This is a genomic window from Vibrio frigidus (assembly GCF_042465995.1).
In the GTDB taxonomy this organism is placed as follows: Bacteria; Pseudomonadota; Gammaproteobacteria; order Enterobacterales; family Vibrionaceae; genus Vibrio.
Window position 1 is genome coordinate 22,259 of record NZ_JBCDMC010000006.1, and the last position, 24,893, is coordinate 47,151.

The following is a 24,893-nucleotide window of genomic DNA, read 5'->3' on the forward strand; positions in this document are numbered from 1 at the left end:
TGCCCATTAACAAACCAATTATTTACCCTTCGCATTTGTCATAACAACTCGGTTTTCTTGGGCACACGCCACCGCGAGAACAGATCAATCTCGCTTGCGATTCAATTCCCCTTTCAACCCAATTGATATTCAAAATTCGAGAAATTGTTGATAGCTTCTTCTTGATATGTTTTGGAATTACGGTCGCGCCCCCACTTTCAACGCATAACGCTTTAAGTTCACTTGCAATTTCGATGGCATCGCCACCCTGCGCTTCTATCGCTGGATTGAGGTCCAACCCGGCGCATAATACCCGATTATTCATCGCTGGGTCTTTCACATTCACCGACTCGCAACAGTAGAGCCTTGGTTCATTATTCACATCCAGGATAGAGATCTGAGCCGTGGTACCGGATTTCGGCTCCGACAGCATCCTAAATACTGACCAGTGTTGACAAGGATCATTCACCATACGCATATTGCCCCATGGCAGTGGAATGCCGTTGCCACGATATACTGCTTTTAATTTACCGGGTGCATAGGCGTCGAAGTAATGCCAGTGCGGATACGGCGAGACGACCGTCATTCTTCGCATCGCAACCGATGGGGACACCTCTATTGCTTTGTGCACATCGACTTCGTAACCATATCGATCAAGTAATTGTCGATATGGCACTTTAGGACAGAGCAAGGCCCCAGCAAAAAAACTGGATTCGAAATCACGCCATGCGTGCAGTATGTCCTGAGGGTTAATAGGCGAGCCATTAGTGACACTATCGTCAACGGTCCAAGAATGATTACCTACCGTAAGCACACTCTTTAGCCCTTCCTTATTATGAAGAATGCAATTGCCGATATACACGGCCAGATCGTATTTCAAGCGGGTGGGATGCTTCCTTAAAAGCTTGTTAATGTAAATATTACCTGGCGGCTCAAAATAAGAGGTCACCATTTGTTTACTCATCACACCGAGTTCGTCCATAACCTCAGTTGGTGTTGAGTCAACCCAGTGAACTATAAGCCCCTGAGCCTTTACCAATTCCAACATATCATCAACCGTCAATCCTAAACGCTTTAGACCCACCTCTTCTGCTGCTCGCTCTAAGTCAGGAAAGTGATTTTGATGATGCTCTTGATAGGCTCGTATAAGTAACTGAGCGAACTGGCGACCGTTCACGCCTGTTTGAGAAAGGAGTTCAGGAATAGCGATCTGTAGCATATCGTTAGAGAATAGGAAACTCGGCTCCAAGGGCATGCCACTGATTCCCCCTTTACGACCCTTGTTCGGTGTAATGTCTTCTGATTCAGGTTCATCATCCAAAAACCACTTTGGTTCTTTTTGAAAAACCTTCGCAATAACCTCCAACATATCCGCACTGGGTACCCTTTTTCCGCGTTCAATCATTGAAAGGTACGAGACAGACGGTGAATGTTCCGCATCAATTCTTACACAACGGGCCGACAGGTCCTCCATGGTTAAGTGATTGCGTTTTCTTAGGTTTCTTATCTTTGTCCCTAAAAAATGTGACTTACGAATCAAGCTTTGTGACTGTCTCATTTCACACTATCCTTTTGTAAAATTCACACTGTAAAATTTTTGTTGTGAAATTGTATATAAAAATAGAGTAGTCTACAAATTAAGCAAGGAAGTAATTAGACCAGTTGGTCGCAAACGCATAAAACCAACCGAACCTTGTAGGCAAGTTAAAGAATAAACTAAGAGGGCGAGACTATGAACATACCAGCATACAACAGCACTAAAACTGATCATCACGACAGAACATTTATTGCTGAAGCAGTCTTCGCCGTGGAGACGATAAAGAGTCAACAATCAAAAGAAAAACAGACAAAAACCAAACTGCTTCTCGACGCCATATTTCCTCTAGATCAACGCACTCACGAAGAAGCAACAAGCTATATGCTGGATGGACGTCACCTAATAATCTATTTCACCGACGGACAGCACACGGGCTTGAAAAATGCAGGAAGCTTTGTTGCCTTTACCGGGCATAGAAGCCACCCAGATTCAATACTATTACGCGATAAAGAAGGCTGTTACGTAGAGGTAAGTTTCAAACGTGGCTCTAATGAAGGGATGACAACCTTAGTTGAAATATCCGATATTCAATTGGAAACCTGCGCGACATTTAGTCACAACTACGACGATCAAGGTTTGCGAGGAATTCGTCATTGGGTCAGCTTGCTAAAAACTGATGATCAGGGGCAGCCTCGAGCGAGCCTAGATGATAAAGACTTTACGGCCAAAAATGGGGACGACTACGTACTGACGTGTTGCTTCAAAAAGTAATCAAAGTAAGCTGTTGCAAGTTTCTGTAATCCCCATCCATCTATTTTTTGTGGTTGGGGACTTTCTTTATCTTAACCACTTTTTTGTTCACCTCTTTGTACTCTTTGTAAATAAACCAGATAAATAATACTATCCCTACAACAAAACCCACAGTGAAAAGCAATAATAACCCATCACAAACAGTATCGGGTCGGCAGGGCAGATAGATTTCAATTTCCATAAAGATAAAAACTCAAAACGGCGACAGTAAGTAAGACCACGACGAAAGGGATTAACTTTCACAACAAACCGATAATTCAGACAACCTTTTGGACGGCTCTATATTTCTTTAGAAATCATAAACAATCGAGCATCAAACTCTAACTGGTGGTAATCAGGCTCCATATGGCAACATAAAGCATAAAACGCCTTATTGTGTTCTTTCTCTTTTAAATGAGCCAACTCATGGACCATCAACATTCTTAACAACGGCTCTGGCGCATCTTTAAAAACACTTGCAATTCGGATCTCATTCTTTGATTTTAACTTGCCACCATGTGCTCTAGAAATAAACGTGTGCAGCCCCAATGCGTTGTTAATAAGATGAATCTTCCCGTCATAAACTACTTTACTGATCGGTGAGCTCTTCTTCAAATATTGGTTTTTAATTGCAATAGCATAATCAAACAGTGCTTTCTCACTTTTTATTTGGTGGTTCTCAGGATAACGTTGGATAAACCACGCGGAAAATTGCCCACTAGAGACAAGCTTTTCGATCTGCCCAACAATATGTTCTGGGTAACCTCTAATATAGCGAAGAGATGGATTCATGATAGAAATTCAGATAATAAAAGCGTTATTATACGTCACTCTCAAGAAACATACTCTATCCACCAACTATTTACAGCAGGAAACATCATGAAAAGAGTCGTCTTATACGTAAACGACAAATGTCCTCACTGCAAGGATGCGCAAAAACACCTTGATTCAAAAGGAATTAAGTACCGATTAACCAATGCCAAAATGCAACGAGGTCGCAAAGAACTTGAGGCGATGGGCGCGCGTTCTGTGCCAGTACTCAAAATTGGCGATCAGGTTATGATTGGTTGGAATGCTAAAAACTTTGATAGTATTTATAGCTCCAAGAATTAAATTCTCGTTCCAACTACTGAATTATCTCTACAGAAAATTACGCTATAACGCATCTAGTTCAGCCTGTCTTTTTTTGGTTAATGACGATTTCACAAGTAAATAGGAATCGTCGACTAATCCTTTCAGCATCCCTTCATTTTCACTGTGGCCTAACTCTACCGACACCCAATGTTTTTTATTCATATGGTAGCCAAGAGTAATAGATTCATTCTGTTCTGAAAGAAATAAGACATTATCCGGTATCGCCTTCAAGTTGATAAAATATTTGTCATTTCGGTAACCTATCAAAGCAAACATTTTTTGCTTCACTTTAAAAACGAGGGTTTCAGGTCCGAAAGGATAACTCTGTTCGGAACCAGGTAACGATATTAAATAAGCAGTCCATCGTTCAACATGATCCATATTCGTATCTCACTCTTATATTGGGCGTTTTTAGAATAGACTTAATAATAACCTACCCCGTAACAGGTTCAAGTATAGTTAATTAATCGTATTGAAAATGCCATCTGGTCACTGTCTAAGAAATAAAATAAAATGTGTTATTATCCGCTCAACTTACCTTATATGGACGCGAAAAATGAAACTAACCAAATTAACTCAGCCTATCTACGATCATATCTACCGTGACATTAATGAGTTTCGCGCGACATTCGATCTTCCTGTGAATGACAAAGCATCTATGAGCGATACACTGGACACTTTACACTCCTCATTAATTATTGAAGAGTTAACGGAATTAGCCGAAGCAGACAGCAAAATTGAACAAGCTGATGCTATTGTCGACAGTGTCTACGTTTTAATGGGCCGTTTGGTTCACCTTGGGGACACTCAAGTTGGGGATAACCTAGCAATAAGCTATTTTATTGACGTTCTTCTTAACGCCGCAGCTAACCTGAAAATCGATTTTATACCGTGTTGGGATGAAGTCCACTCAAGCAACATGAGCAAGGTTTGCAAAGACCAAGCAGAATACCTAGAAACGGAAACGTTTTATGCTAACCAAGGTATTGCATTAATGGCAGTTGAGAAAGGACATTACGTTATTGCTAAATGTGCCGAAGATTTTGTTTCAGATGCAAAAACCATCAGAAAAGGGAAGGTATTGAAATCGGTTAACTATCGTCCAGCGAATCTTGCTCCATTACTTTAAGCCTAATCATTCTATTTTAGGTAAAAAAATGCGCCTTCTGCTATGCCCGCAGAAGGCGCTAATGCCTAACAAAAGTAGAACGAGAATGTATCAATATTAATAATGCTAATAGCATGCCAACAAACCAGCCTTTTTAACTAATTGTTTTTATTGGTTTTTTATTTAGTCGATTATTTAGCACGTAGACATTCGCACTATAACGGTGCTTACTGCCTTAAAATCGATCGTAGTTTCTACATTGGGTTGAATGATTATTGATATAAATCAAGCAACTAGATTGGCATTTAACCATAGTTTAATGATAACAAACAAAAACGCCGACATTCATCGTCGGCGTTTTAAATTCAATCTCAAAAATATCTAATCATAAACTAGCTGATCGTCTTGAAACCATGTTTCTACTGGGCTCACCATCAAAGCGGCTCTCTGACCGAGTGCAACGTGCTTGTTTGGAAATACGATGGCCTCTTGATCTACTTTTGCAAACAGCAGCTTTTCGCCGTCATGACCAAGTACTTGACCATGCTCAAACTGAGTAAAGTTTTCTACGTCGTCACTGAAATTAAAGTCAAAATCTTCAGTCAATCGCTTTATCGTTTGAGTCACTCTATACGTTACAACTGGTGAGGCTTCTAACTCATCCATCTGATCAGATAAAAGCCCTCGTAATGCCTTATCAAAGCTAGAAATTGAGCTAAGGTCATTTTCACCCAATGGAGCAACCTTACCCAACTCTAGAGTCAAAGCTTGAGCTGAAAACTGCTCGGCACTGAACCAACTGAAGGTGGTTGCAGGTGCATTAGAAAGCAAAATTGACTCAATTTTAGCCTTTTCTATAAACTGAATTAGTTCACGGCTACGACTTTTTGCTTTCGCGACCTTAGGGCTTACGGCAAATGTATAGTGCTTAGAACCACGTATCGCACAGTGCAAATCTAAATGCCAACGTTGATGCTCTTCAGTACCATTAAAAAATTGGGTTAGCATTTCTTTTAACTCTTCCGCTATTTTGGTCTCGACCGTTTCTGGGCGTTCCTTTCCATCAAAAAGCCGATTTAAATTTTCATCTATATAACGACAATGTTGATTGGTCGCTTTTGGGTGACCATATAAGAACAAGCACCTGTGCTTCACTGTCACTTTTTGCTCGATGATATCGTTAACCAATGCATCAAGTAATTCCATCGGTGCTGTTTCATCTCCATGAATACCAGCCGAGAGCACAATCGCTTTCGTATCGTTTGTCGCTTGATAAGGAATAACTTCGACAACACCACGTTTTAGCAGACGTATTGTTGGGCCAGCAGGGAGTTGAACCTGTTGTTCTAACACTTCGTTATCTAGATTTAAGCTGTCATATAAAAATGATTGACGAAACAGCGTTTGTGCCATGAGTAACTCCTTCAATACATCAGGTCTTGTTCTATCTGGTTCTATTAATATTATTCGCTAAAGTCTGCTTAGTTACTCTCAAATCATTTACTTGTGAGTACTGACCCATCTTATTAACTCTAGCTATTGGATCATCAAGCCTATCAGAGTAACTTTCTCGACTTTATGAATCAATCTCTAATAATTAAATTTCATATTTTCGAGACATACCTCAATGACTTAAGCCATTTAAACCGTAACACCAGCGCTTTCAAAGCTCGCCATATTATTATAAAACTCAGCAGCTGCGAGCAAAATAGGTAACGCTAGTGCCGCCCCTGTTCCTTCACCTAACCTGAGTCCCAAATCCAGTAACGGCTGTACATTCAATTCTGACAATACAAGTTGATGCCCTTGCTCTTCAGATTTGTGAGCAAATATCATCCACTCTCTACACTCAGGATTAAGTTGAATGGCGGCATAAGCGGCAATACTCACTATAAAACCGTCGACCAACACGGGAACATTCTGCTTCGCTGCTTCTAAAAAGCCACCAACCATCTGTACAATCTCGTACCCACCAACCTCAGATAGTATCGCTTTCGTCGACTGGCCATTGCAGCGCACAACCCCTTTTGTTACTAACGCTACTTTGGCCTTAAGTTGATCTTCATTAATACCCGTTCCTGTCCCCACACATGCGTGAGCGTCTTTACCTGAAATAGCGCTTAATATAGCGGCGGCGCTGCTGGTGTTTCCAATGCCCATCTCTCCAAACATGAGCAAATTAGAACCTTTTGCAATAACGTTATTAACTATACTTGCTCCAAAATCTAGACCCTTGTTCACTGTATCAAGTTCCATCGCCTTTTGGTTTGCAAAGTTTTTCGTTCGTTTGCCCAACCTCTGCAATATCAATTGATCCGATTCCGAATCAACGGGACATAGAATGCCACAATCGACCACTTTAAACGCAATATTGTTAACTCGACAGAAGCAGTTAATAGCTGCCCCGCCACTAAGAAAATTCATCACCATTTGCGCCGTTACTTCACTGGGAGCTATGCTCACGTTTTCGTCGGCAATACCATGGTCCCCTGCAAATACAAGCATTGTTGGTTTTTTTATTCTTATGTCGGTTACCGCTTCTTCTCTACCTTGGCTTTGAATTAGAGCGAGCTGAAAAGCGACATCTTCGACTAACCCGAGTGAGCCTAACGGCTTGGTCTTTTGATCGATTCGGGTTTGGATAACAGTAGAAAATCTTTTGTTTAACATAATGTCTTCTTTTACTTAGCGTGGTTTAGGGCTAGTTCGGTCTGGCAACCGAGATTATTTTATCCAATGAAACAAACTCACTTCCGCCGAGTCGAGACAATGGGTCAATTTTTAATGCGTCGATTTTGAGGCGTTCGTCAACCTGACTGATCACTGAATCATTGATATATATTTTTTCAATCTCAGCGAACAATAACGATTGAGGAGTATCTCCGATATCCTGAACCTGATACAAGGAACAGCCAAAAGCAATAGGGCAAGATGCGACTCTCGGCAAAATGAATCCCGAAAACTCCTTAAGTTCGATCTCATTTACGTCTACCTCCGAATCCCCATACTCTAGACTCGCAGACGTTCGTGTTAAGGCATCTTGCGAACCAACGCTTGATATATGAATAACAAGCTTACCCGTTTCCAGAGTATTGCGTGTAGTGTCTTTAATTTCACCCGTCGGCTTTTTACCAATAGAGAGCATCAGTAAAGGTGGTTGACTGGAAACAGCCGTAAAAAAAGAGAATGGGGCAAGATTGAACGATCTGTTTTCTGATTCTGTCAGCACCCAGGCTATGGGTCTAGGCACGACAGTTTGAGTCATTAAATGGTAAATTTGAGTGGGAGAGATGGTACTCAAATCAATATTCATAGCCGCTCCTTGTTAGTACTATAAAACCAATGCTATTTGTTAACTATGCAGATGAATTATATTCGATGTTTCAAACCCCAATAGGCATGATCTTTTCGATAAAGCGTTTTTCTTAATGTACATGAATCATTGGGGCGAATCGAATTCTTAAAAAAGAGTGTAGCTTCTGGCACACTCTCACGCACTAAACATTACCTATTTTTTATTTCATTGAGTTGATACCGTCTCAACGCTATCAAATTGACTAATAGCTTAAATAAGTTATTGTTAGTTCAGGCAGAAATGGTATGCAAGATCACGAATTACTACAGAGGTTATTGATGGACAGTTTTGGTGACGGAGCACATGCCATTATCGCAGGGGCATCAGGTTTAATTGGTTCGCAGTTATTGGAGCAATTGTTAACCTTACCTTCAATACCAACAGTGACGGCTTTGGTAAGAAAACCGCTATCAGTACAACATGACAAACTCACTCAAGTTCAACATCCAAATTTAGCAATGACACAATGGAATGAGCAATCTCCCTCGCCCGATTTTGGTTTTATATGTCTCGGCACTACGATGAAACAAGCAGGGAGTAAGCATGCCCTCGCTCAGATAGACGTAGAATTGGTTACTCAGGTTGCACAAACCATGAAACTACTGGGTGTAAAAAGAATCGCGGTAGTCTCAAGCTATGGCGCTAACGCTCAATCACTTTCAAACTATCTAAAATGCAAAGGCAGAATGGAACAAAACCTCCTGAAGCTTGACTTCGAACGCTTGGTGTTTGTGCGTCCAGGCCCGCTAAAGGGAGCCCGAGACAATCCAAGGGCAGATGAACAAGTCTTGCAAAAAGTGCTGTGGGCTCTTCGTCCATTCCTTCTCGGCCCATTAGTAAACTTTAAGCCTATACGAGCCAGTACGGTTGCCAAAGCAATGATTTTTTCGTTGGTTAAACCAACACACCACCCATCGGACAATTACTGCACACTAAATTCAAAAGAAATTCATACGATGTTGATGGAATATCAAGTACCAAGTTGACCGTTTGATAGAATAAGAGCAAATAAACCAAAAATTACTGTTCAAAATGAAATATAATCGCCGCCAGTAAGGGATATAAAGCGGTTAATTAGAGTCTATGACAAATTATAAAAACAACGAACAACCTACATTCTTCTGGTTTGACTATGAAACCTGGGGGATAAGCCCGTCAAAAGATAGGCCTAGTCAGTTTGCTGGTGTTCGTACCGATATGGATTTCAATATTATTGGCGAGCCTCTTGTCATCTATTGTCAGCCACCTGTTGATTATCTACCGTCACCAGAAGCCGCACTTATCACTCGCATCACACCACAGAAAGCCGTCCAACAAGGTTTGCCTGAACCAGAATTTATTCGACGAATCCACGACGCTCTTTCAACCCCAAACACCACCAGCTTGGGTTACAACAGTATTCGATTCGATGATGAAGTAACACGTTACACACTATACCGTAATTTTTTTGACCCCTACGCATGGAGTTGGAAGAATGGTAATTCCCGTTGGGACCTTCTGGATGTAATGAGGACTTGCTACGCACTTCGCCCCGAAGGCATAAACTGGCCTGTCGATGGTGAAGGCTTGCCGAGTTTCAAGTTAGAAAAACTCTCTATCGAAAACGGCATCGAACACGAAAATGCACACGATGCGATGGCAGATGTCATCGCCACAATAGAACTGGCCAAAAAACTAAAAACAGCCCAGCCAAAATTATTTGATTACCTTTTTAGCATGCGCCACAAGCGAAAGCTAAATGAATTAGTGGATATCATCAACCTGACGCCTCTAGTCCATGTATCCGGGATGTTCGGTGTTGGTTGCTCGAATACCAGTTGGGTTGTACCAATGGCATGGCATCCAAAAAATCAGAATGCTGTCATTATGGTGAACCTTGCCATGGATCCAACGCCACTTTTGGAGTTGAGCTCAGACCAAATACGTGAACGTATGTATACTAAACGATCAGACCTTGAAGCCGGACAACAACCTATCCCTTTAAAGTTGGTGCACTTAAATAAATGTCCAATTTTGGCCCCTGCCAAAACACTCACAGCTGAGAACGCAGAACGAATCGGTATAAATAGAGAAGAGTGCCTTCAAAACCTTGCTAGACTAAAGCAGCATCCAGAAATTCGCGAGAAACTGATAGATTTATACTCGATAGATAGAGATTATGCGGATAACGACAATGTAGATAATCAACTTTATGACGGTTTTTTCACGCCTTCAGATAGAGCTGCAATGGATATTATCCTAGAAGCAAAACCGGAAAACTTGGCTGTACTAGACATACAATTTGGCGATAAACGTATCGCACCGCTTTTGTTTAAATACAGAGCGCGCAATTATGTAGAGACGTTAAGTGATGAAGAACAACAGCGATGGACTCGCCACTGCCGGGACTATTTTGAAGCATCACTTCCGGATTATATGCTCAATCTGGAAAACCTCGCTCACGAACATGAAAGCGATGAGAAAAAACTCGCTATCCTAAAGTCCGTGTATAAATATGTTGAACAACTTGTCTCATAAAAATGATATTAACGATACTTAAATACATTGTTTCACTAGCACTAATCTTATTAGCGCTAGCCATAGGCACTGCGATTCAGCATTGGTTAGCGATCTCTATACCCGGAAGTATAATTGGCATGCTAGTGCTCTTTACTGGAATGGTTTCAGGGCTGATCCCAGCAGAATGGGTAAAACCGAGCGCTAATGTTTTTATCCGATATATGATTTTGCTCTTCATTCCTATCAGTGCTGGGTTAATCGACCATTATCAACTATTAATGGATAACGCATTCCCGATAATCGCCAGCGCGGTAGGCGGCACCGCTATAATGACCGTTTTTCTTGCGCTGATGCTTGAAAAAATTTTGGTGGTTAAGAAATGATCTGGATTGCACTCACTTTCATCGTATTCTTAGTGGCTCGATTTATTAGTAAGAAGCTTAACCATCCCTTAGCGAACCCCTTATTAATATGCTTACTGATTATTATTCCCATTTTAATTATTTTAGAGATGCCATATGAGGAATATAAACAGCACAACATAATATTCACCTACTTACTGCAACCCGCCGTAGTTGCCCTCGCCTACCCGTTATATGAACAATTTCCAGAAATCAGAAGAAATTGGAAAATCATATTTCTCGCTTGTGGCATTGGTAGTGCTTTATCGATGATAACCTCGGCAACCATTGCGGTTTTACTTGGGACGGATATGACTCTGGTCGCAAGCATAATGGGTAAATCTGTTACGACACCCATTGCGATGGAAGTCTCCAGTCACCTAGGTGGCGAGCCTGCAATCGCGGCAATATTGGTATTAATAGTTGGCGTATTCGGTTCCATATTTGCGTACCCGATTTACAGCGTATTGGGGATTAGTCACCCTATTGCAAAAGGATTAACCATGGGGACCGTCTCCCATGCGTTAGGAACCGCAACTTGCATTGAAAAAGATCAACGAGATGCTGCTTTCAGTTCACTCGCATTGGTACTTTGTGGTGTGATTACTTCTATTCTCGCGCCCATTGTCTACATTTATATAGAATGGCTAAATATATTAATCAATAAATAGATCAGAGCTCGTGACGGTTCATTTCTACTCGCTAGACTTAATGCATAGCAAACACCGCTTGTGTTCAGGTAGTAAATAGATCAGAATGCGCGGTTCATTTTGCCATTGTTTTAGCGTGCATCTTTTTTCATGCTTTCTCCGCTATCTGATTTCCGATTAATTACTGAGAACCGACATATTATGAGTTTTACCTCTTTAGGCTTATCTGCACCTATTCTTAAAGCAATTGAAGAACAAGGTTACGACACTCCTTCCCCAATTCAAGAGCAGGCGATTCCTGCGGTATTAGCGGGAAAAGATGTGATGGCTGCGGCTCAAACAGGTACTGGTAAAACCGCAGGATTTACCCTACCTATTTTAGAAAGGTTAAGTGGAGGTCCACGAGTAAAAGGCAACCACGTCAGAACATTGATTCTTACACCAACGCGAGAATTAGCAGCGCAGGTCAACGAAAGTGTAGTCAAATACAGTAAACATCTCCCGCTTAGCTCAATGGTTGTATTTGGTGGCGTAAAAATAAACCCACAAATGCAGTCTCTTAGAAGAGGTAGCGACGTGCTCGTTGCTACACCCGGTCGTTTACTCGATTTATATAATCAAAACGCAGTCAAGTTTACTCAAATTGAAGTGCTGGTTCTTGATGAAGCAGACCGGATGCTGGACATGGGCTTTTTCAGAGATATCAAAAAAATCCTAGATTTACTTCCTAAAAAACGTCAAAACCTTCTTTTTTCCGCCACGTTTTCTACCGAAATAAGGGCATTAGCCAAAGGCTTAGTGAATAACCCTGTAGAGGTATCAGTCAGTCCTGAAAACTCAGCAGCACCATCTGTTGAGCAGTTTGTCTACCCCGTGGATAAATCTAAAAAATCGGCGCTACTAGTAAAGTTAATCAAAGAAAATGATTGGCAGCAGGTGCTTATTTTTAGTCGCACTAAACACGGTGCCAACCGACTTTCTATGTATCTAGAGAAACAAGGGATTAAATCAGCACCAATTCATGGCAATAAAAGTCAGGGAGCAAGAACTAAGGCATTAGCCGGATTTAAATCTGGTCAGGTTAGAGCGTTAGTCGCCACTGATATCGCCGCCCGTGGTATTGATATTCCCCAGCTTCCTCAAGTTGTCAATTTTGATTTACCTAATATTTCTGAAGATTATGTCCATCGAATCGGTCGTACCGGTCGAGCTGGCGAGGTTGGTAAAGCCATTTCACTCGTAACCGCAGAAGAAGCAATCGACCTTTTTGGCATTGAAAAGTTAATTAAAAGTATTATTCCACGTATTGATGTTGAAGGCTTCATACCTGTCGATGTTCTTCCAGAATCGAACCTAAATAAAAAACACATTAAGCCTAAAAAACCACGAACTCCAAAGCAAAACCACGCAGACGGACAACGTTCAGGCGACAACGCTCGCGGAAACAAGCCTGCGAGTAAAAATAAACGTCATTTTGGTGCTAAAAGTTCAGACGGTAGTGGCAGCAACTCTACTTCAAATACGGCAAATAAAGCCCCTTCAAAACGTAGAAGACCAACGAAGCCAGTATAGAATCAATAAAGGCAAATAAAAAGGATGGATAACTCCATCCTTTTTCAATTCTTTGAAACTAATTTCAGACCCGACTTTATATGCGCACAGCGACTCAATAAAGCATTTAGGCAACAAACTACCCTCACCTGCTCATCTAATCTACTCCCAATAATTTTGGTATAGATATCCGCATTTATTTCAAACAATGCTTTGGTAAAGCCTCACTGTTCATTAACCATTTCTCGTCGCTTTTAAGTGGGTTTTCTAACAAATTTATTGTCCAATGTCCGCTTAAACTATGTGACCTCACTCTATTTATGAAACATCTGAATACATTGCAGTTCAAAATGTGATCCAAGCCACTGCAATAAGGCTAGTGTTGGTTAAAATATTCCTCATCAACAAATTAAGGATTAACTATGAACTCTCGATTAGACGCAGCGCTAAACGATACACCTAAGTCAATAGCTGATTATTTAAGAAGTCTATTTAACTCAGAAAATTTCGATGCCACCATTTCTGCGCAACAATTTGAAGAACTCTTAGTACTTTCTGGATTGAGTGACGACGAGCTTCGAATTTGCTTACTTCCATTCGCAGCCGCTTACTCATACGCTCCTATTTCAGAGTTTTATGTTGGTTCTATCGTTCGCGGATTATCAGGAAGACTATACTTCGGCGCAAACATGGAATTTATCGGTGCGCAGATGAGTCAAACCGTACACGCTGAACAGTGTGGTATAAGCCATGCTTGGATGAAAGGCGAAACTGGAATCATAGATATTACCGTTAACTATAGTCCATGTGGTCACTGCCGACAGTTTATGAACGAGTTAACCACAGCGAACGAACTAAAAGTACAACTGCCTGAACGTGACGAAATGTCGCTTCAGCAATATCTACCGGATTCATTCGGGCCAGCTGATCTAGATATAGATGCGCGTTTAATGGACGGTAAAACAAGGTCTTATCAAACCCATGAAAGTGACCCTTTAGTATTAAAGGCGGTTGAGGCACTCAACTACAGTCATGCACCATATTCAGAGAATCATAGTGGCGTTGCTCTAAGGTTAGCTGACGGTTCTGTTTACTTAGGTTCTTATGCAGAGAATGCAGCGTTCAACCCTAGCCTTCCTCCTCTTCAAGTTGCGCTCGCTCAAATTCTTATGGCAGGTAAGTCATTCGAACAGATTGATACTGCGGCTCTGGCAGAGTTGTCAGCAGGTAAAATTAGTAATCTTGACGGGACTCAGTCAACCTTAGATGCCCTAAATCCTGACATTACGTTCACTTATATTTCACTATAGTCCTTATTAATGCCCTAATTTAATTAGGGCATTTTTTTACTTATTTTTCCAAAGCAAACGATTGCGGTTTTTTAAAGATCCAGTATGATTCGCTCAATTTAATTGATAATGAAGGATATACGAATGCTGGGTACTGCTACTCGCCCTAGTGCGACTCGAGTTTTATTATTAGGTTCAGGTGAATTAGGTAAAGAAGTGGCGATAGAATGCCACCGACTTGGCTTAGAAGTTATCGCTTGTGACAGATATAAAGACGCCCCTGCTATGCAAGTAGCGCATCGTAGTCATGTGTTCGATATGCTCGATGGTGACGCGCTAAGCGCTGTCATCGCGTTAGAAAAACCAGATTATGTTGTACCAGAGATAGAAGCCATCGCAACGGATACTCTGGTTGAACTCGAAACAAAGGGGCTTAACGTTGTCCCTACAGCAAACGCAACCAAACTAACGATGAACCGTGAAGGTATTCGTCGTTTAGCCTCTGAAGATCTATCCATTCTAACCTCACCATACAAATTCGCCGATTCACTCGATGATTTTAAGCTCGCAGTAGAGGAAGTTGGCATTCCCTGCGTAGTGAAGCCAGTAATGAGCTCTTCTGGTAAAGGTCAAAGCATTATCAAAAGTGAAGACGATGTCCTACAAGCATGGGAATATGCGCAAGACGGAGGCAGAACTGGCGCTGGACGCGTTATCGTTGAAGGCTTCGTTGACTTTGATTATGAAATTACGCTCCTTACCATTAGAGCCGTTGATGGAGTGCATTTTTGTCAGCCAGTTGGCCATCGACAAGAGGATGGCGATTACAGAGAGTCATGGCAACCACAAGCAATGTCAGAGGTCGCGTTAAAAGCGGCTGAATACATCTCAGAGCAGGTTGTCGATGCATTGGGTGGATATGGCCTATTTGGTGTCGAATTGTTTGTAAAAGGGGACAAGGTTATTTTTAATGAAGTCTCCCCTCGCCCGCATGATACCGGTATGGTCACCATGATTTCACAAGAGCTTTCAGAATTTGCGCTACATGTTCGGGCTTTCATTGGAATGCCAATGAATAAGATCATTCAACATGGTCCATCCGCTTCTGCTGTTATTATGGGACAAGGGACTTCTGATAATATTCGATATGAAGGACTATGCGATGCGTTAGCAACACCAAAGACACAAGTAAGGCTGTTTGGTAAACCGAATATTAATGGCCGACGTAGACTTGGTGTGGCCTTAACTCAACGTGAGACATTAGAACAAGCCATTGATGATGCTAAAGAGGCGGCGGCAAAAGTGAAAGTAATCTACTAGCGCGCAGGCATAAATATATTCAATAAGGGCTTCAACACCCCTTATTGAAACCTGTCTCTTTATCCAGCATCTTCTATCAGCCAAACCAACTCTGCAAATCGGCTCAAACCCTTTTTCGATATCTTAGGGTGGCTTTCATCTGCTTCATCTCTATTGAGAATAGTTAATTTGTATTCACTAAACAGTCGTCTTATTTCCGTCTCATCGACACTAAATGGTGGGCCTGACATCTCAGACTGAACATAATCGAGTGTCACCAATAATATTCGCCCACCGTTATTGAGCAGAGATTTTAGCCTGTTTACGTACTCTTCTCTCATATCTTCAGGAAGCGCAACTAATGCGGCTCGATCATATATAATATCGACATTACTTACCGACGCCGTAAAAACATCACCGACATAAATCGATAGCTCGTCGAATTGATAGATCTCATGTTCAGAGTCTAGCTTTACAACGGTTGGCGTATAAAAATGTTCAGCAAAAAATGAACGCACTGCAATATCACTAATTTCAATGCCTTGCACTGCATCATGTTTAGCGGCAAGCCAGATTAGGTCTTCACTCTTACCACATAGTGGAACCAACACGTTATCCGAAGCGCTATGGTTGGTTCTATCCCAATATCGAATGAGTAAAGGATTTACATCTTCCAAATGAAAACCAATTTGATTGGATGCCCATTTTTTGTGCCAAAATTCACTATCTTTCATGATGTCTAATTATAAATAAGAATAAGTCGCATTAATGTCGCTAAATCACTATCAAATTGCAAGAAAAAGAAAGCGGCTAATTAGGTGATACCTTTCACACCAATTGTAAATTTATGCAAAGATTACTTGGTTTTAAGAAAAATGCCCTAAGATACTACCTGTAGCCGATACTTTTACCAGTAACAATTAGATTATCGACTTCAATAGTTAATCCCTTGGACACGATACGACTTAGACTTTTAGTACACCGTTTTACTAAGTGTTTATCGACTCAAGGAGCGTTAATGAACGTTATGCTGCGTACCATCCTCACCCTATTAGTGTTTAGCCGGGCATCTGCATTCGCCTCTGTTGAACCTGTTTCTCAAAGTCAGCAAGAAAAAGAACAAACACAAAGCCAAATTAACCCAAAACTGTTTAAACACAGTTTAAGTGGGCTTTATGGTATATCTTCTATCAAATATGATGTTAATCAACCCTACTCTGATTTCGATGCTCTATATAGTCAGGCTCAAAAAGCACAGCTTGAATTAGAAACCATATGTAAAAGCACCGCTTTATTGACCAATTCTCACGCGATCTCCGTTGGCGTGAAATCAAGACAACGAGCTGAAACAAAAATAAAAACAGATTTAGCGAACAATGTGAATCAAATTACCGATTTGGCAAGAGCTACCATCGTATCTGACGATATTGAAAGTCTAGTGTCCACTTTTGAGTTACTCGAAAAACAAGCAAATATCATTAGTGTTAAAAATCGCTTCAAAAAACCAGCGCCTTCTGGGTATCGTGACTTGAATATTCTTGTTGAACTACCAGAAACGAAGATTATTGCGGAAGTGCAGTTGCATCTTGCTGAAATTGCAAAAGTAAAAAGTGGCCCTGAACACGATTTATACAAACAGATTCAGGATATTGAACGCAGTGCATTGTTATCAAACCGCGCGATAAGTGAGATTGAAAACGCCAAAATAGAAGGCTTAAGAAGACAATCTTTAGACCTATATCATTATGCTTGGCAACCCTATATCACGACGAATATAAAAGCGGCATAAAACAGCAGTTAAATACGGATTCTCGAACCCAAGGGAATCCATTCGTTTTCACGCATGACTCAGCCCCTCAGACAAAACCCGAACAGAGTATCAGTGATTTTTTTAGAAGGTATTTTTGTAAGGAACAATAAAAAGACCACGCGATACGTGGTCTTTTTTATTGGTTATTTCTCGATTTTGATATTTTCAACTCGAGCTTTCAATTTTTGCCCAGGACGGAAGGTAACAACCCGCCGAGCGGAAATTGGTATGTCTTCGCCTGTTTTTGGATTTCGACCAGGTCGTTCACTTTTTTCTCTTAGGTCGAAATTCCCAAATCCGGATAGCTTGACCTGTTCGCCATTTTCAAGAGCTTTACGAATTTCTTCGAAAAACACCTCTACTGTTTCCTTGGCATCACGCTTGCTGTATCCAAGTTTCTCAAACAGGTTCTCAGCCAAATCGGCCTTTGTGAGCGCCATAAAAACTTCCCTCAAAGCTGTATTAAACATTGCTACAATTGTGTAGCGCCAAATTGGATTGTGCTATACCGACATAATTATCGGCGACATCAACAGAAGTGTAAGCCAACCTTATGATTTTCGCCAATTTTTTTCTTTTATTTATTCACTAATAACTCAAATATCAGTAGTAAATGGAAGGTTTCAATAGGTTCCACTAAGAATATAGCCTCAACAAATGATACATAAGCAGTTTAATTCTCTTCTATTTTAAATTTATCAGGATAATAATCCAATTAGTTTCGCACCTTTAAAATTTTAGTTTTTTTCAATCAATTCATGATCTTGCATAGGTGTTTTAATACATTTATTGTTAATTTTGATGTCAGCTACTACTATTTTAACCAAATTACTCTTAACGTTAACAATACATGTCCGACTTAAGAAACAAAGGGTGTGTACAATATGTTCGTGTAATTTAGTGACGGATCTCAAAAGATTGCAATCTCGATTACCCTCTTAGCAAATCGGTGACCTATGCAACAATGACCCATCAAGAATAATAGTAGTTTAGTAAGTGTTGGTGTTGGCCCCCTCTATTAATTACACAACATCATCATTTTTATACACATTACCTATAAGGCTTTAATTATATGTCAAGTAACAACTATTCACATGCTGATACCAACAAACTTGTTCGTGAAACAAGTGCGCTTATTTTAGCAGGAGGAAAGGGAACACGATTAAAACAATTGACTAACAATAATGCCAAGCCTGCCGTTTCATTCGGTGGCAAGTTTCGAATTATCGATTTTACTCTTTCAAACTGTATAAATTCTGGCGTTAGAAAAGTTGGTGTACTCACTCAGTACATGGCACAAGACCTAATCGACCACCTTCAAGATGGCTGGCAGATCCTCTCACCAGCAATGGGTGAAGGTGTTCGTATTATTCCTGCACAACAGAGAACTGGTAACGACTGGTACCGTGGTACAGCCGATGCTGTTTACCAGAATTTGGATCTTATTAAACGCCAAAACGCTAAGCGCGTATTGATACTTGGTGGCGACCACATTTATAAAATGGACTACTCTCGCATGCTTAATTTCCATGTGGAGAATAATGCTGCGGTCACGGTTGCATGTATTCATAAACCAATCGAAGAAGCCTCTTCTTTCGGTGTTATGGGACTCGATGCGACAGGCCAAATTAATACCTTCGTTGAGAAGCCAGCTAACCCACCAGCCGACCCTAGTGACCCAACACAATCACTCGTTTCAATGGGAATCTATATCTTTGATGCAGACCTACTTGAGGAGGAACTGGTTAAGGCGCTAGAAGACCCTGAATACAACCATGACTTTGGTCACAACATCATTCCAGGTCTACTTGGCCGAGCTAAGGTATTCGGCTATATCTTTACTGAAGATGGTCACCCAGGTGACACCGCATACTGGCGCGATGTAGGTAACCTTGATGAGTATTTTGCTGCGACTATGGATCTACTTTCCCCAGATCCTGAGTTGGACCTTTACTCACCTAACTGGCCTATCATGACCAACCAATCACAACGTCCAGGTGCTAAGTTTGTATTCAATGATGAGAATCGTCGTGGACATGCTGTCGATTCTGTTCTTTCTGCCGGTACTATTATTTCTGGTGCGGAGTTAGAACATTGCATGGTTTCAGCTAACGTTCGTGTTCACAGTTACTCACAATTGAAAGACTGTATCCTATTACCAAACTCTGATGTCGGCAGAAATTGCCGACTAACGAAAGTAATCGTTGGCGAAGATTGTGTCATCCCAGACAACACAGTGATCGGTGAAAACCCAACAGAGGATGCCAAAAAGTACACGGTATCTGAAACAGGCGTGATCTTAGTTACTTCCGAAATGTTTGGATAACGTTAACACCCTATCTAATAAAGGGCTCTCCGGAGCCCTTTTTTTATGTGGAAAAATACGTTTACCAAGGTATCCCAATACTGCTGATAACCGTTGCGTATTATGGATAGTCATGTTTGAGCAAAAAAAAATAGGCCCAATTCAAGGCCTATTTTTATACAGCTAAAACTGACTAATTAATCGCGAAGAGCAGCACCAAATTTTTCTGATACATTGGCAACAATTGCTTCTACTGCACCTGCAATATCTGCATCTTCCAGCGTACGTTCGACAGATTGGAGTGTTAGGGCGATAGCGAGACTTTTCTTGCCCTCTTCCACGCCTTTACCTACATACACATCAAAAAGACTAACATCCGTTAAGAAGCTTCCACCTGCGTCTAAACATGCCTCGACGATATCGCCAGAAGCTATATCATCAGCAACAACTAATGCTATATCACGACGGTTTGAAGGGAACTTAGATACCGCCACCGCTTCTGGAAGTACGCGGGTGTTAATTGCCGACCATTCAATTTCAAATACAATAGTACGACCATTTAAACCAAACGCACGCTCTAGTTCTGGATGCACGGTACCAATAACGCCCACTTCTTTACCATCAACAACAATTGCGGCAGCCTGTCCAGGATGAAGAGCTGGGTGTTTTGTTGAAGTAAAACTGTAAGCAGTTTCATTCGAAGTCAGTTCTAAAACTGCTTCTAGATCACCTTTTAGATCGTAAAAATCTACCGTATTGCTTTCAATGTCCCAGTGCTCTTCACCACGACTTCCTGCAATAACACCGGCAAGCATCTGCTCTTGGCGCATACCATTCTCTACCGCTTGATCTGGGATAAAACGAAGGCCTGACTCAAACAATCGCACGCGAGGTTGTTGACGTTTTTGGTTGTGAACAACCGTATTCAATAAGCCTTGGATCAAACCAAGACGCATTGCAGACATATCAGCCGATATTGGGAAAGGTAGAATAAGTGCCTCTACACCTGGAACCACGAGTTTCTGTTGCTCTGGTTCAACGAAGCTATAAGTAATCGCCTCGTGATAACCACGATCAACAAGTAAGTCACGAACACGTTTAAGTGATTGGTTCGCTTCCTTGTGAAGGTTCATGCTTAAACCAGCAACCGGAGCTTGGTTTGGAATATTGTCGTAACCGTAAATTCGGCCTACTTCTTCAATCAAATCTTGTTCAATTGCGATATCAAAACGCCATGACGGAGATTCAGCGGTCCAACCATTGTCAGTTTCAGAAACATCACAACCTAGTCGAGTAAGAATCTCAACTACATCAATTGATGGTATTTCATGGCCTAAAAGCGAATCAAGCTTTGTGCGACGAAGTAACACTGTGTTTGATTTCGGTAATGCAGCTTCAGATTCAAAACCAGCAATAGGACCCGCATCACCACCACAGATATCAATAAGTAGTTGTGTAGCACGTTCCATACAGTCCGCTTGGCGAGCATAATCAACACCACGCTCATAACGCATAGAGGCGTCAGTATGAAGACCATAGCGACGAGCACGACCGCGAATTGCATCTGGCGAAAAGAAAGCACATTCAAGAAGTACATCTTTAGTTTCGCTTGTTACGCCTGAACCTTCTCCACCAAAAACACCACCAATGGCGAGTGGTTTTTTATGGTCACAGATAATCAACGTATCACTGTTTAACTCGGCTTCGTTGCCATCCAACAGTGTCAGTTTTTCACCCTGTTCTGCTAAACGAACCACAATACCCCCTTCGATTTGATCCAAATCGAAGGCATGCATTGGTTGACCTTGTTCTAACAAAACATAGTTAGTGATATCAACAATAGGATCGATAGAGCGAATACCACATCTGCGCAATTTCTCTTGCATCCAGATTGGCGTCTCAGCTTGAACATTTACATTCTTAACGATACGACCTAGGTAACGAGGACAAGCATCAGCCGCTTTCACCTCTATTGAAATCATATCGTCAATGCTGGCGGCAACAACATCGAAAGATGGTGACTGCACTTCAGCTCTATTTAACACGCCAACTTCTCTTGCTAAACCGCGAATACTAAAGCAGTCCGCACGATTAGCTGTGAGGTCAACATCAATAGTTACATCGTCGAGATCTAGGTACTCACGGAAGTCTTTGCCAATAATGGCATCTTCAGTCAGTTCCATGATGCCATCGGATTCAACATCAATTCCAAGTTCCGAAAATGAACAAAGCATGCCATGTGATGGTTGACCACGTAGCTTTGCCTTCTTGATTTTAAAGTTACCAGGGAGAACCGCACCAACCGTAGCAACAGCGACCTTAATACCTTCTCGGCAATTTGGTGCACCACATATAATGTCTAATAATTCTTCGGCACCGACATCCACTTTTGTAACACGAAGTTTATCTGCGTCTGGATGTTGGCCGCACTCTACAACTTTACCCACTTTTACGCCGGTAAAAATGCCCGCTACTGGTAGAACGTCATCAACTTCTAGGCCAGCCATAGTGATTTGATGTGTTAGCTCGTCGGTCGTAACAGCGGGATTAACCCACTCACGTAGCCAAGATTCACTGAATTTCATTGTTCGACTGCCTCTGAATTACTTGAACTGTTTAAGGAAACGAAGATCGTTCTCGAAGAACGCTCGTAGATCATTGACGCCATAGCGAAGCATAGTAAGACGCTCTACGCCCATACCAAATGCAAAGCCCGAGTATTTCTCAGGGTCAATACCTACGCTGCGAAGTACATTGGGATGTACCATGCCGCAACCTAAAATCTCTAGCCATTTACCATTTTTACCTTTTACGTCAACTTCCGCAGAAGGCTCGGTAAATGGGAAATATGATGGGCGGAATCGAACCTCTAAATCTTCTTCAAAGAAATTACAAAGAAAATCATTAAGAATGCCTTTAAGTTGTGCAAAGTTAACATTCTCGTCAACTAACATACCTTCTACTTGGTGGAACATTGGTGTATGCGTCTGATCATAATCGTTTCTATACACTCGACCAGGCGCAATAAAACGCAACGGTGGTTGACGTTCTTCCATGGTGCGGATCTGTACACCTGATGTATGAGTACGAAGCATCAACTTAGGATTAAAGAAGAAAGTATCGTGGTCAGTACGAGCAGGGTGATCGTCGGCAATATTTAGTGCATCAAAGTTATGGAAATCATCTTCAACTTCAGGACCAGACTCGACGGTAAAACCTAACTCACCAAAAAAGCTTTCTATTCGCTCTATTGTTCGAGTTACTGGGTGTAAGCCACCATTTTCAATACGACGACCTGGTAGTGTCACATCGATTGTTTCAGCCGCGAGTTTTGTCTCTAATTCTGCACGTTGCAGTGCGTTTTTACGCTCTGCAATCGCTTGCTGTACGGCACCCTTCGCTTTGTTGATCTCTTGACCAGCAGTGCGACGTTCTTCAGGTGGTAGTTTACCTAGGCTTTGAAGTTGAGCCGTTAGCTCACCTTTTTTTCCTAGAAATTGAACACGCACTTCGTCAAGTGCAACTAACGAGTCAGCACTATCAATGGCTGACGTTGCGTTAGCAATGATCTCTTGTAGATGTTGCATCTTTTCCTCATCCACCTTGCGGTAGTGTCCATAATAAGGGCGTTTTGGTCTTTCAAAGTAGGTCGACAACTTTGAAAGATCAACACGCCCACATATTAAACTTAATAGCTGTACATATTAATCAAACCGAAGCTCAAAGCCAAATTGAATCTACGTTAATCGACTCTTATCATTCAATTAGTTGCCAATTATTTTGTAATTAACGATTTAGCCTCGCCTATTGTGTAACTGATACCCTATATAGACGCCGTTTACACACCATAAATCATTGTATTGTCCGCACACAGTTCTTGCCTGCGTTTTTCGCCATATATACTGAGTCGTCGGCCAACTTAATCAAATCACTGACATCTTTAGTCGATTCGCATAACGCTGCGACACCCACACTGATACTCCCTTCCCAACAATATCCATCATAAGGTAGGCGTATTTTATTCACTTGTTCGTGAACAGTTTGTGCCAAAGCTAACCCTTGTTGTAGATCTATTTCCGGGCAAATAACAATAAACTCATCACCACCCAATCGACAGACTGAATCTTGGGGTCTAAAACTCCGCTTCAGAACAGTCGAAAGCTCGACGAGCACTGCGTCCCCGGCATCATGGCCACAGGTGTCATTGACTTGCTTAAATTTGTCCACATCGACAAGCATGCAAACTAGGGGCAGTTGTTCAGATCGTGCTTTATCCCATTGCATACTGATCTCTCTCATTGCGAATCGGCGGTTAGGCAATTTAGTTAACGTATCAGAGTACGATAACTCTTGGAGCATTTTATTGGCTAAAGATAATTCCTGAGTACGCTGCTCGACTTTATCTTCGAGAGACAAATTCAAAAGTATTAGCTCCTTATTGCGAGCTGAAACTTGTTCAAATAACGTTTTCAACGCTGTCAAAAGAGGACCAATCGCCTCATCATGTTCACGCTCTTCGTTTTCGAAAGCTTGTGCAGAACTCAAACCATTTTCAATAGCAATCAATTGCCTCGCCATATTTTGGTCACTACCTAAAATATGGTAAACCAGCCATTGAACGAGAAAATCTAAAAGTTGTTTAGACAGGTCGTCACTTTCCAGTCGCAAAGATTCTGAAAACTCTTTTACATCATCAATAAATTTTTGATGAGATTGGCGGTGGCCATCAAAATGTCCTTGAGAAATACCCACTCGTTTCATTAAGTTTTCTTCTTCATGAAAATGATAAGAAGTGTAATCAGATAACTCTTTCAGTGCCCGCTTTGCTTCCAGAATTGAGAAATCGTTTTGTGTCGTTAATTCCCCATATTTATTGACAAGTTTTACAAGATACAGATGCTGCTCATCGACTTCCTTGATACCCGTTTCAAAATTTTTATCCCATTGAAATGACTGCATCTGGTACTCCTATCTTATGACTTCTGTTTCTTATAATACGAAATAAAAAAAAGAGAAGATATTAACAAGATATAATTTTTCACTTTATCTTCAATAATAATTAGATTTTTATTACTTCGAAAAGGAATATTTCGCAATGAACACGCTGGTTCGGTAAGATACCGTTGCATGGTGCTTACATCTCACCACCTGAGGTTACTACCTGCAAAATTTGTTTCCTATTTTAAC

General features: G+C 41.3%; 23 protein-coding genes. 12 read left to right on the forward strand and 11 right to left on the reverse strand.

Annotated features, from left to right (window positions below; translation table 11 throughout):
* Positions 1 to 22: 22 nt before the first annotated feature.
* Positions 23 to 1,537, reverse strand: coding sequence for a DUF3612 domain-containing protein (locus AACW90_RS11335; protein WP_390234411.1), 1,515 nt, complete (start codon positions 1,535 to 1,537; stop codon positions 23 to 25).
* 174 nt (positions 1,538 to 1,711) lie between these two features.
* On the opposite strand from AACW90_RS11335, the gene AACW90_RS11340 reads away from it, so the two are divergent.
* Positions 1,712 to 2,287 (forward strand): aldolase/citrate lyase/malate synthase family protein, encoded by a 576-nt coding sequence (locus AACW90_RS11340; protein WP_390234413.1) that lies wholly within the window; start codon positions 1,712 to 1,714, stop codon positions 2,285 to 2,287.
* 318 nt (positions 2,288 to 2,605) lie between these two features.
* On the opposite strand, the gene AACW90_RS11345 is transcribed toward AACW90_RS11340, so the two are convergent.
* Positions 2,606 to 3,097 (reverse strand): M48 metallopeptidase family protein, encoded by a 492-nt coding sequence (locus AACW90_RS11345; protein ID WP_390234415.1) that lies wholly within the window; start codon positions 3,095 to 3,097, stop codon positions 2,606 to 2,608.
* 87 nt (positions 3,098 to 3,184) lie between these two features.
* On the opposite strand from AACW90_RS11345, the gene AACW90_RS11350 reads away from it, so the two are divergent.
* A complete protein-coding gene (locus tag AACW90_RS11350) occupies positions 3,185 to 3,418 on the forward strand; it encodes a glutaredoxin family protein (protein ID WP_195703209.1) in 234 nt (77 codons plus the stop codon).
* A 42-nt stretch (positions 3,419 to 3,460) separates the two neighbouring features.
* Here AACW90_RS11350 and AACW90_RS11355 read toward each other — a convergent pair whose 3' ends face one another.
* A complete protein-coding gene (locus AACW90_RS11355) occupies positions 3,461 to 3,820 on the reverse strand; it encodes an MmcQ/YjbR family DNA-binding protein (protein WP_390234417.1) in 360 nt (119 codons plus the stop codon).
* A gap of 175 nt (positions 3,821 to 3,995) precedes the next feature.
* Here AACW90_RS11355 and AACW90_RS11360 point away from each other — a divergent pair, with 175 nt between their 5' ends.
* Positions 3,996 to 4,568: a nucleoside triphosphate pyrophosphohydrolase family protein gene (locus AACW90_RS11360; protein WP_390234419.1), complete on the forward strand. Its 573-nt coding sequence runs from the start codon at positions 3,996 to 3,998 to the stop codon at positions 4,566 to 4,568.
* Between the two features lie 360 nt (positions 4,569 to 4,928).
* Here the strand turns inward: AACW90_RS11360 and astE are convergent, their stop codons facing one another.
* From astE to AACW90_RS11375, 3 genes are all read right to left on the reverse strand, one after another.
* Entirely contained in the window at positions 4,929 to 5,960 is a 1,032-nt protein-coding gene (gene astE / locus AACW90_RS11365; protein ID WP_390234421.1) for a succinylglutamate desuccinylase, read from the reverse strand.
* A gap of 228 nt (positions 5,961 to 6,188) precedes the next feature.
* Positions 6,189 to 7,217 (reverse strand): nicotinate-nucleotide--dimethylbenzimidazole phosphoribosyltransferase, encoded by a 1,029-nt coding sequence (gene cobT, locus AACW90_RS11370; protein ID WP_390234423.1) that lies wholly within the window; start codon positions 7,215 to 7,217, stop codon positions 6,189 to 6,191.
* Positions 7,218 to 7,248: 31 nt separating this feature from the next.
* Complete coding sequence (locus tag AACW90_RS11375) at positions 7,249 to 7,860, reverse strand: flavin reductase family protein (protein WP_390234426.1); 612 nt, start codon at positions 7,858 to 7,860, stop codon at positions 7,249 to 7,251.
* Between the two features lie 287 nt (positions 7,861 to 8,147).
* On the opposite strand from AACW90_RS11375, the gene AACW90_RS11380 reads away from it, so the two are divergent.
* The 7 genes from AACW90_RS11380 (at position 8,148) to purT (ending at position 15,612) form a co-directional block, all read left to right on the forward strand.
* A complete protein-coding gene (locus AACW90_RS11380; protein WP_390234428.1) occupies positions 8,148 to 8,888 on the forward strand; it encodes an NAD(P)H-binding protein in 741 nt (246 codons plus the stop codon).
* A 97-nt stretch (positions 8,889 to 8,985) separates the two neighbouring features.
* Positions 8,986 to 10,419, forward strand: coding sequence for an exodeoxyribonuclease I (gene sbcB, locus AACW90_RS11385; protein ID WP_390234431.1), 1,434 nt, complete (start codon positions 8,986 to 8,988; stop codon positions 10,417 to 10,419).
* Between the two features lie 2 nt (positions 10,420 to 10,421).
* On the forward strand, positions 10,422 to 10,784 hold the full coding sequence (locus AACW90_RS11390; protein ID WP_195703201.1) for a CidA/LrgA family protein: 363 nt from the start codon (positions 10,422 to 10,424) through the stop codon (positions 10,782 to 10,784).
* Positions 10,784 to 11,473 carry an LrgB family protein gene (locus AACW90_RS11395; RefSeq protein WP_347997157.1) on the forward strand — a complete coding sequence of 230 codons (690 nt, stop codon included), beginning with the start codon at positions 10,784 to 10,786 and terminating at the stop codon, positions 11,471 to 11,473. The genes AACW90_RS11390 and AACW90_RS11395 overlap by 1 nt, the downstream gene beginning before the upstream one ends.
* Before the next feature lie 180 nt (positions 11,474 to 11,653).
* Positions 11,654 to 13,024 (forward strand): DEAD/DEAH box helicase, encoded by a 1,371-nt coding sequence (locus AACW90_RS11400; protein WP_390234434.1) that lies wholly within the window; start codon positions 11,654 to 11,656, stop codon positions 13,022 to 13,024.
* 401 nt (positions 13,025 to 13,425) lie between these two features.
* On the forward strand, positions 13,426 to 14,313 hold the full coding sequence (gene cdd / locus AACW90_RS11405; protein WP_390234436.1) for a cytidine deaminase: 888 nt from the start codon (positions 13,426 to 13,428) through the stop codon (positions 14,311 to 14,313).
* A gap of 123 nt (positions 14,314 to 14,436) precedes the next feature.
* A complete protein-coding gene (purT, locus tag AACW90_RS11410; protein WP_390234439.1) occupies positions 14,437 to 15,612 on the forward strand; it encodes a formate-dependent phosphoribosylglycinamide formyltransferase in 1,176 nt (391 codons plus the stop codon).
* A 59-nt stretch (positions 15,613 to 15,671) separates the two neighbouring features.
* Here the strand turns inward: purT and AACW90_RS11415 are convergent, their stop codons facing one another.
* A complete protein-coding gene (locus tag AACW90_RS11415) occupies positions 15,672 to 16,325 on the reverse strand; it encodes a thiopurine S-methyltransferase (RefSeq protein ID WP_390234442.1) in 654 nt (217 codons plus the stop codon).
* A gap of 284 nt (positions 16,326 to 16,609) precedes the next feature.
* On the opposite strand from AACW90_RS11415, the gene AACW90_RS11420 reads away from it, so the two are divergent.
* On the forward strand, positions 16,610 to 17,380 hold the full coding sequence (locus AACW90_RS11420) for a RelA/SpoT domain-containing protein (RefSeq protein WP_390234444.1): 771 nt from the start codon (positions 16,610 to 16,612) through the stop codon (positions 17,378 to 17,380).
* 164 nt (positions 17,381 to 17,544) lie between these two features.
* Here the strand turns inward: AACW90_RS11420 and ihfA are convergent, their stop codons facing one another.
* Positions 17,545 to 17,841 (reverse strand): integration host factor subunit alpha, encoded by a 297-nt coding sequence (ihfA, locus tag AACW90_RS11425; RefSeq protein ID WP_195703195.1) that lies wholly within the window; start codon positions 17,839 to 17,841, stop codon positions 17,545 to 17,547.
* Between the two features lie 632 nt (positions 17,842 to 18,473).
* Here ihfA and glgC point away from each other — a divergent pair.
* The gene (gene glgC, locus AACW90_RS11430; RefSeq protein ID WP_390234447.1) at positions 18,474 to 19,727 is read left to right on the forward strand and encodes a glucose-1-phosphate adenylyltransferase; all 1,254 of its coding nucleotides are present in this window, start codon (positions 18,474 to 18,476) and stop codon (positions 19,725 to 19,727) included.
* Between the two features lie 176 nt (positions 19,728 to 19,903).
* Here the strand turns inward: glgC and pheT are convergent, their stop codons facing one another.
* The 3 genes from pheT to AACW90_RS11445 form a co-directional block, all read right to left on the reverse strand.
* Positions 19,904 to 22,291 carry a phenylalanine--tRNA ligase subunit beta gene (gene pheT / locus AACW90_RS11435; RefSeq protein WP_390234449.1) on the reverse strand — a complete coding sequence of 796 codons (2,388 nt, stop codon included), beginning with the start codon at positions 22,289 to 22,291 and terminating at the stop codon, positions 19,904 to 19,906.
* A gap of 18 nt (positions 22,292 to 22,309) precedes the next feature.
* The gene (pheS, locus tag AACW90_RS11440; RefSeq protein WP_195703192.1) at positions 22,310 to 23,293 is read right to left on the reverse strand and encodes a phenylalanine--tRNA ligase subunit alpha; all 984 of its coding nucleotides are present in this window, start codon (positions 23,291 to 23,293) and stop codon (positions 22,310 to 22,312) included.
* Positions 23,294 to 23,558: 265 nt separating this feature from the next.
* Positions 23,559 to 24,665, reverse strand: coding sequence for a GGDEF domain-containing protein (locus AACW90_RS11445; protein ID WP_390234451.1), 1,107 nt, complete (start codon positions 24,663 to 24,665; stop codon positions 23,559 to 23,561).
* Positions 24,666 to 24,893: the final 228 nt, after the last annotated feature.

What these genes read in the sequence shown, in the direction of transcription:
- AACW90_RS11335 (WP_390234411.1), bottom strand. Translation starts at nt 1,537, where the DNA reads ATGAGACAGTCACAAAGCTTGATTCGTAAGTCACATTTTTTAGGGACA.
- AACW90_RS11340 (WP_390234413.1), top strand. Translation starts at nt 1,712, where the DNA reads ATGAACATACCAGCATACAACAGCACTAAAACTGATCATCACGACAGA.
- AACW90_RS11345 (WP_390234415.1), bottom strand. Translation starts at nt 3,097, where the DNA reads ATGAATCCATCTCTTCGCTATATTAGAGGTTACCCAGAACATATTGTT.
- AACW90_RS11350 (WP_195703209.1), top strand. Translation starts at nt 3,185, where the DNA reads ATGAAAAGAGTCGTCTTATACGTAAACGACAAATGTCCTCACTGCAAG.
- AACW90_RS11355 (WP_390234417.1), bottom strand. Translation starts at nt 3,820, where the DNA reads ATGGATCATGTTGAACGATGGACTGCTTATTTAATATCGTTACCTGGT.
- AACW90_RS11360 (WP_390234419.1), top strand. Translation starts at nt 3,996, where the DNA reads ATGAAACTAACCAAATTAACTCAGCCTATCTACGATCATATCTACCGT.
- astE (WP_390234421.1), bottom strand. Translation starts at nt 5,960, where the DNA reads ATGGCACAAACGCTGTTTCGTCAATCATTTTTATATGACAGCTTAAAT.
- cobT (WP_390234423.1), bottom strand. Translation starts at nt 7,217, where the DNA reads ATGTTAAACAAAAGATTTTCTACTGTTATCCAAACCCGAATCGATCAA.
- AACW90_RS11375 (WP_390234426.1), bottom strand. Translation starts at nt 7,860, where the DNA reads ATGAATATTGATTTGAGTACCATCTCTCCCACTCAAATTTACCATTTA.
- AACW90_RS11380 (WP_390234428.1), top strand. Translation starts at nt 8,148, where the DNA reads ATGCAAGATCACGAATTACTACAGAGGTTATTGATGGACAGTTTTGGT.
- sbcB (WP_390234431.1), top strand. Translation starts at nt 8,986, where the DNA reads ATGACAAATTATAAAAACAACGAACAACCTACATTCTTCTGGTTTGAC.
- AACW90_RS11390 (WP_195703201.1), top strand. Translation starts at nt 10,422, where the DNA reads ATGATATTAACGATACTTAAATACATTGTTTCACTAGCACTAATCTTA.
- AACW90_RS11400 (WP_390234434.1), top strand. Translation starts at nt 11,654, where the DNA reads ATGAGTTTTACCTCTTTAGGCTTATCTGCACCTATTCTTAAAGCAATT.
- cdd (WP_390234436.1), top strand. Translation starts at nt 13,426, where the DNA reads ATGAACTCTCGATTAGACGCAGCGCTAAACGATACACCTAAGTCAATA.
- purT (WP_390234439.1), top strand. Translation starts at nt 14,437, where the DNA reads ATGCTGGGTACTGCTACTCGCCCTAGTGCGACTCGAGTTTTATTATTA.
- AACW90_RS11415 (WP_390234442.1), bottom strand. Translation starts at nt 16,325, where the DNA reads ATGAAAGATAGTGAATTTTGGCACAAAAAATGGGCATCCAATCAAATT.
- AACW90_RS11420 (WP_390234444.1), top strand. Translation starts at nt 16,610, where the DNA reads ATGAACGTTATGCTGCGTACCATCCTCACCCTATTAGTGTTTAGCCGG.
- ihfA (WP_195703195.1), bottom strand. Translation starts at nt 17,841, where the DNA reads ATGGCGCTCACAAAGGCCGATTTGGCTGAGAACCTGTTTGAGAAACTT.
- glgC (WP_390234447.1), top strand. Translation starts at nt 18,474, where the DNA reads ATGTCAAGTAACAACTATTCACATGCTGATACCAACAAACTTGTTCGT.
- pheT (WP_390234449.1), bottom strand. Translation starts at nt 22,291, where the DNA reads ATGAAATTCAGTGAATCTTGGCTACGTGAGTGGGTTAATCCCGCTGTT.
- pheS (WP_195703192.1), bottom strand. Translation starts at nt 23,293, where the DNA reads ATGCAACATCTACAAGAGATCATTGCTAACGCAACGTCAGCCATTGAT.
- AACW90_RS11445 (WP_390234451.1), bottom strand. Translation starts at nt 24,665, where the DNA reads ATGCAGTCATTTCAATGGGATAAAAATTTTGAAACGGGTATCAAGGAA.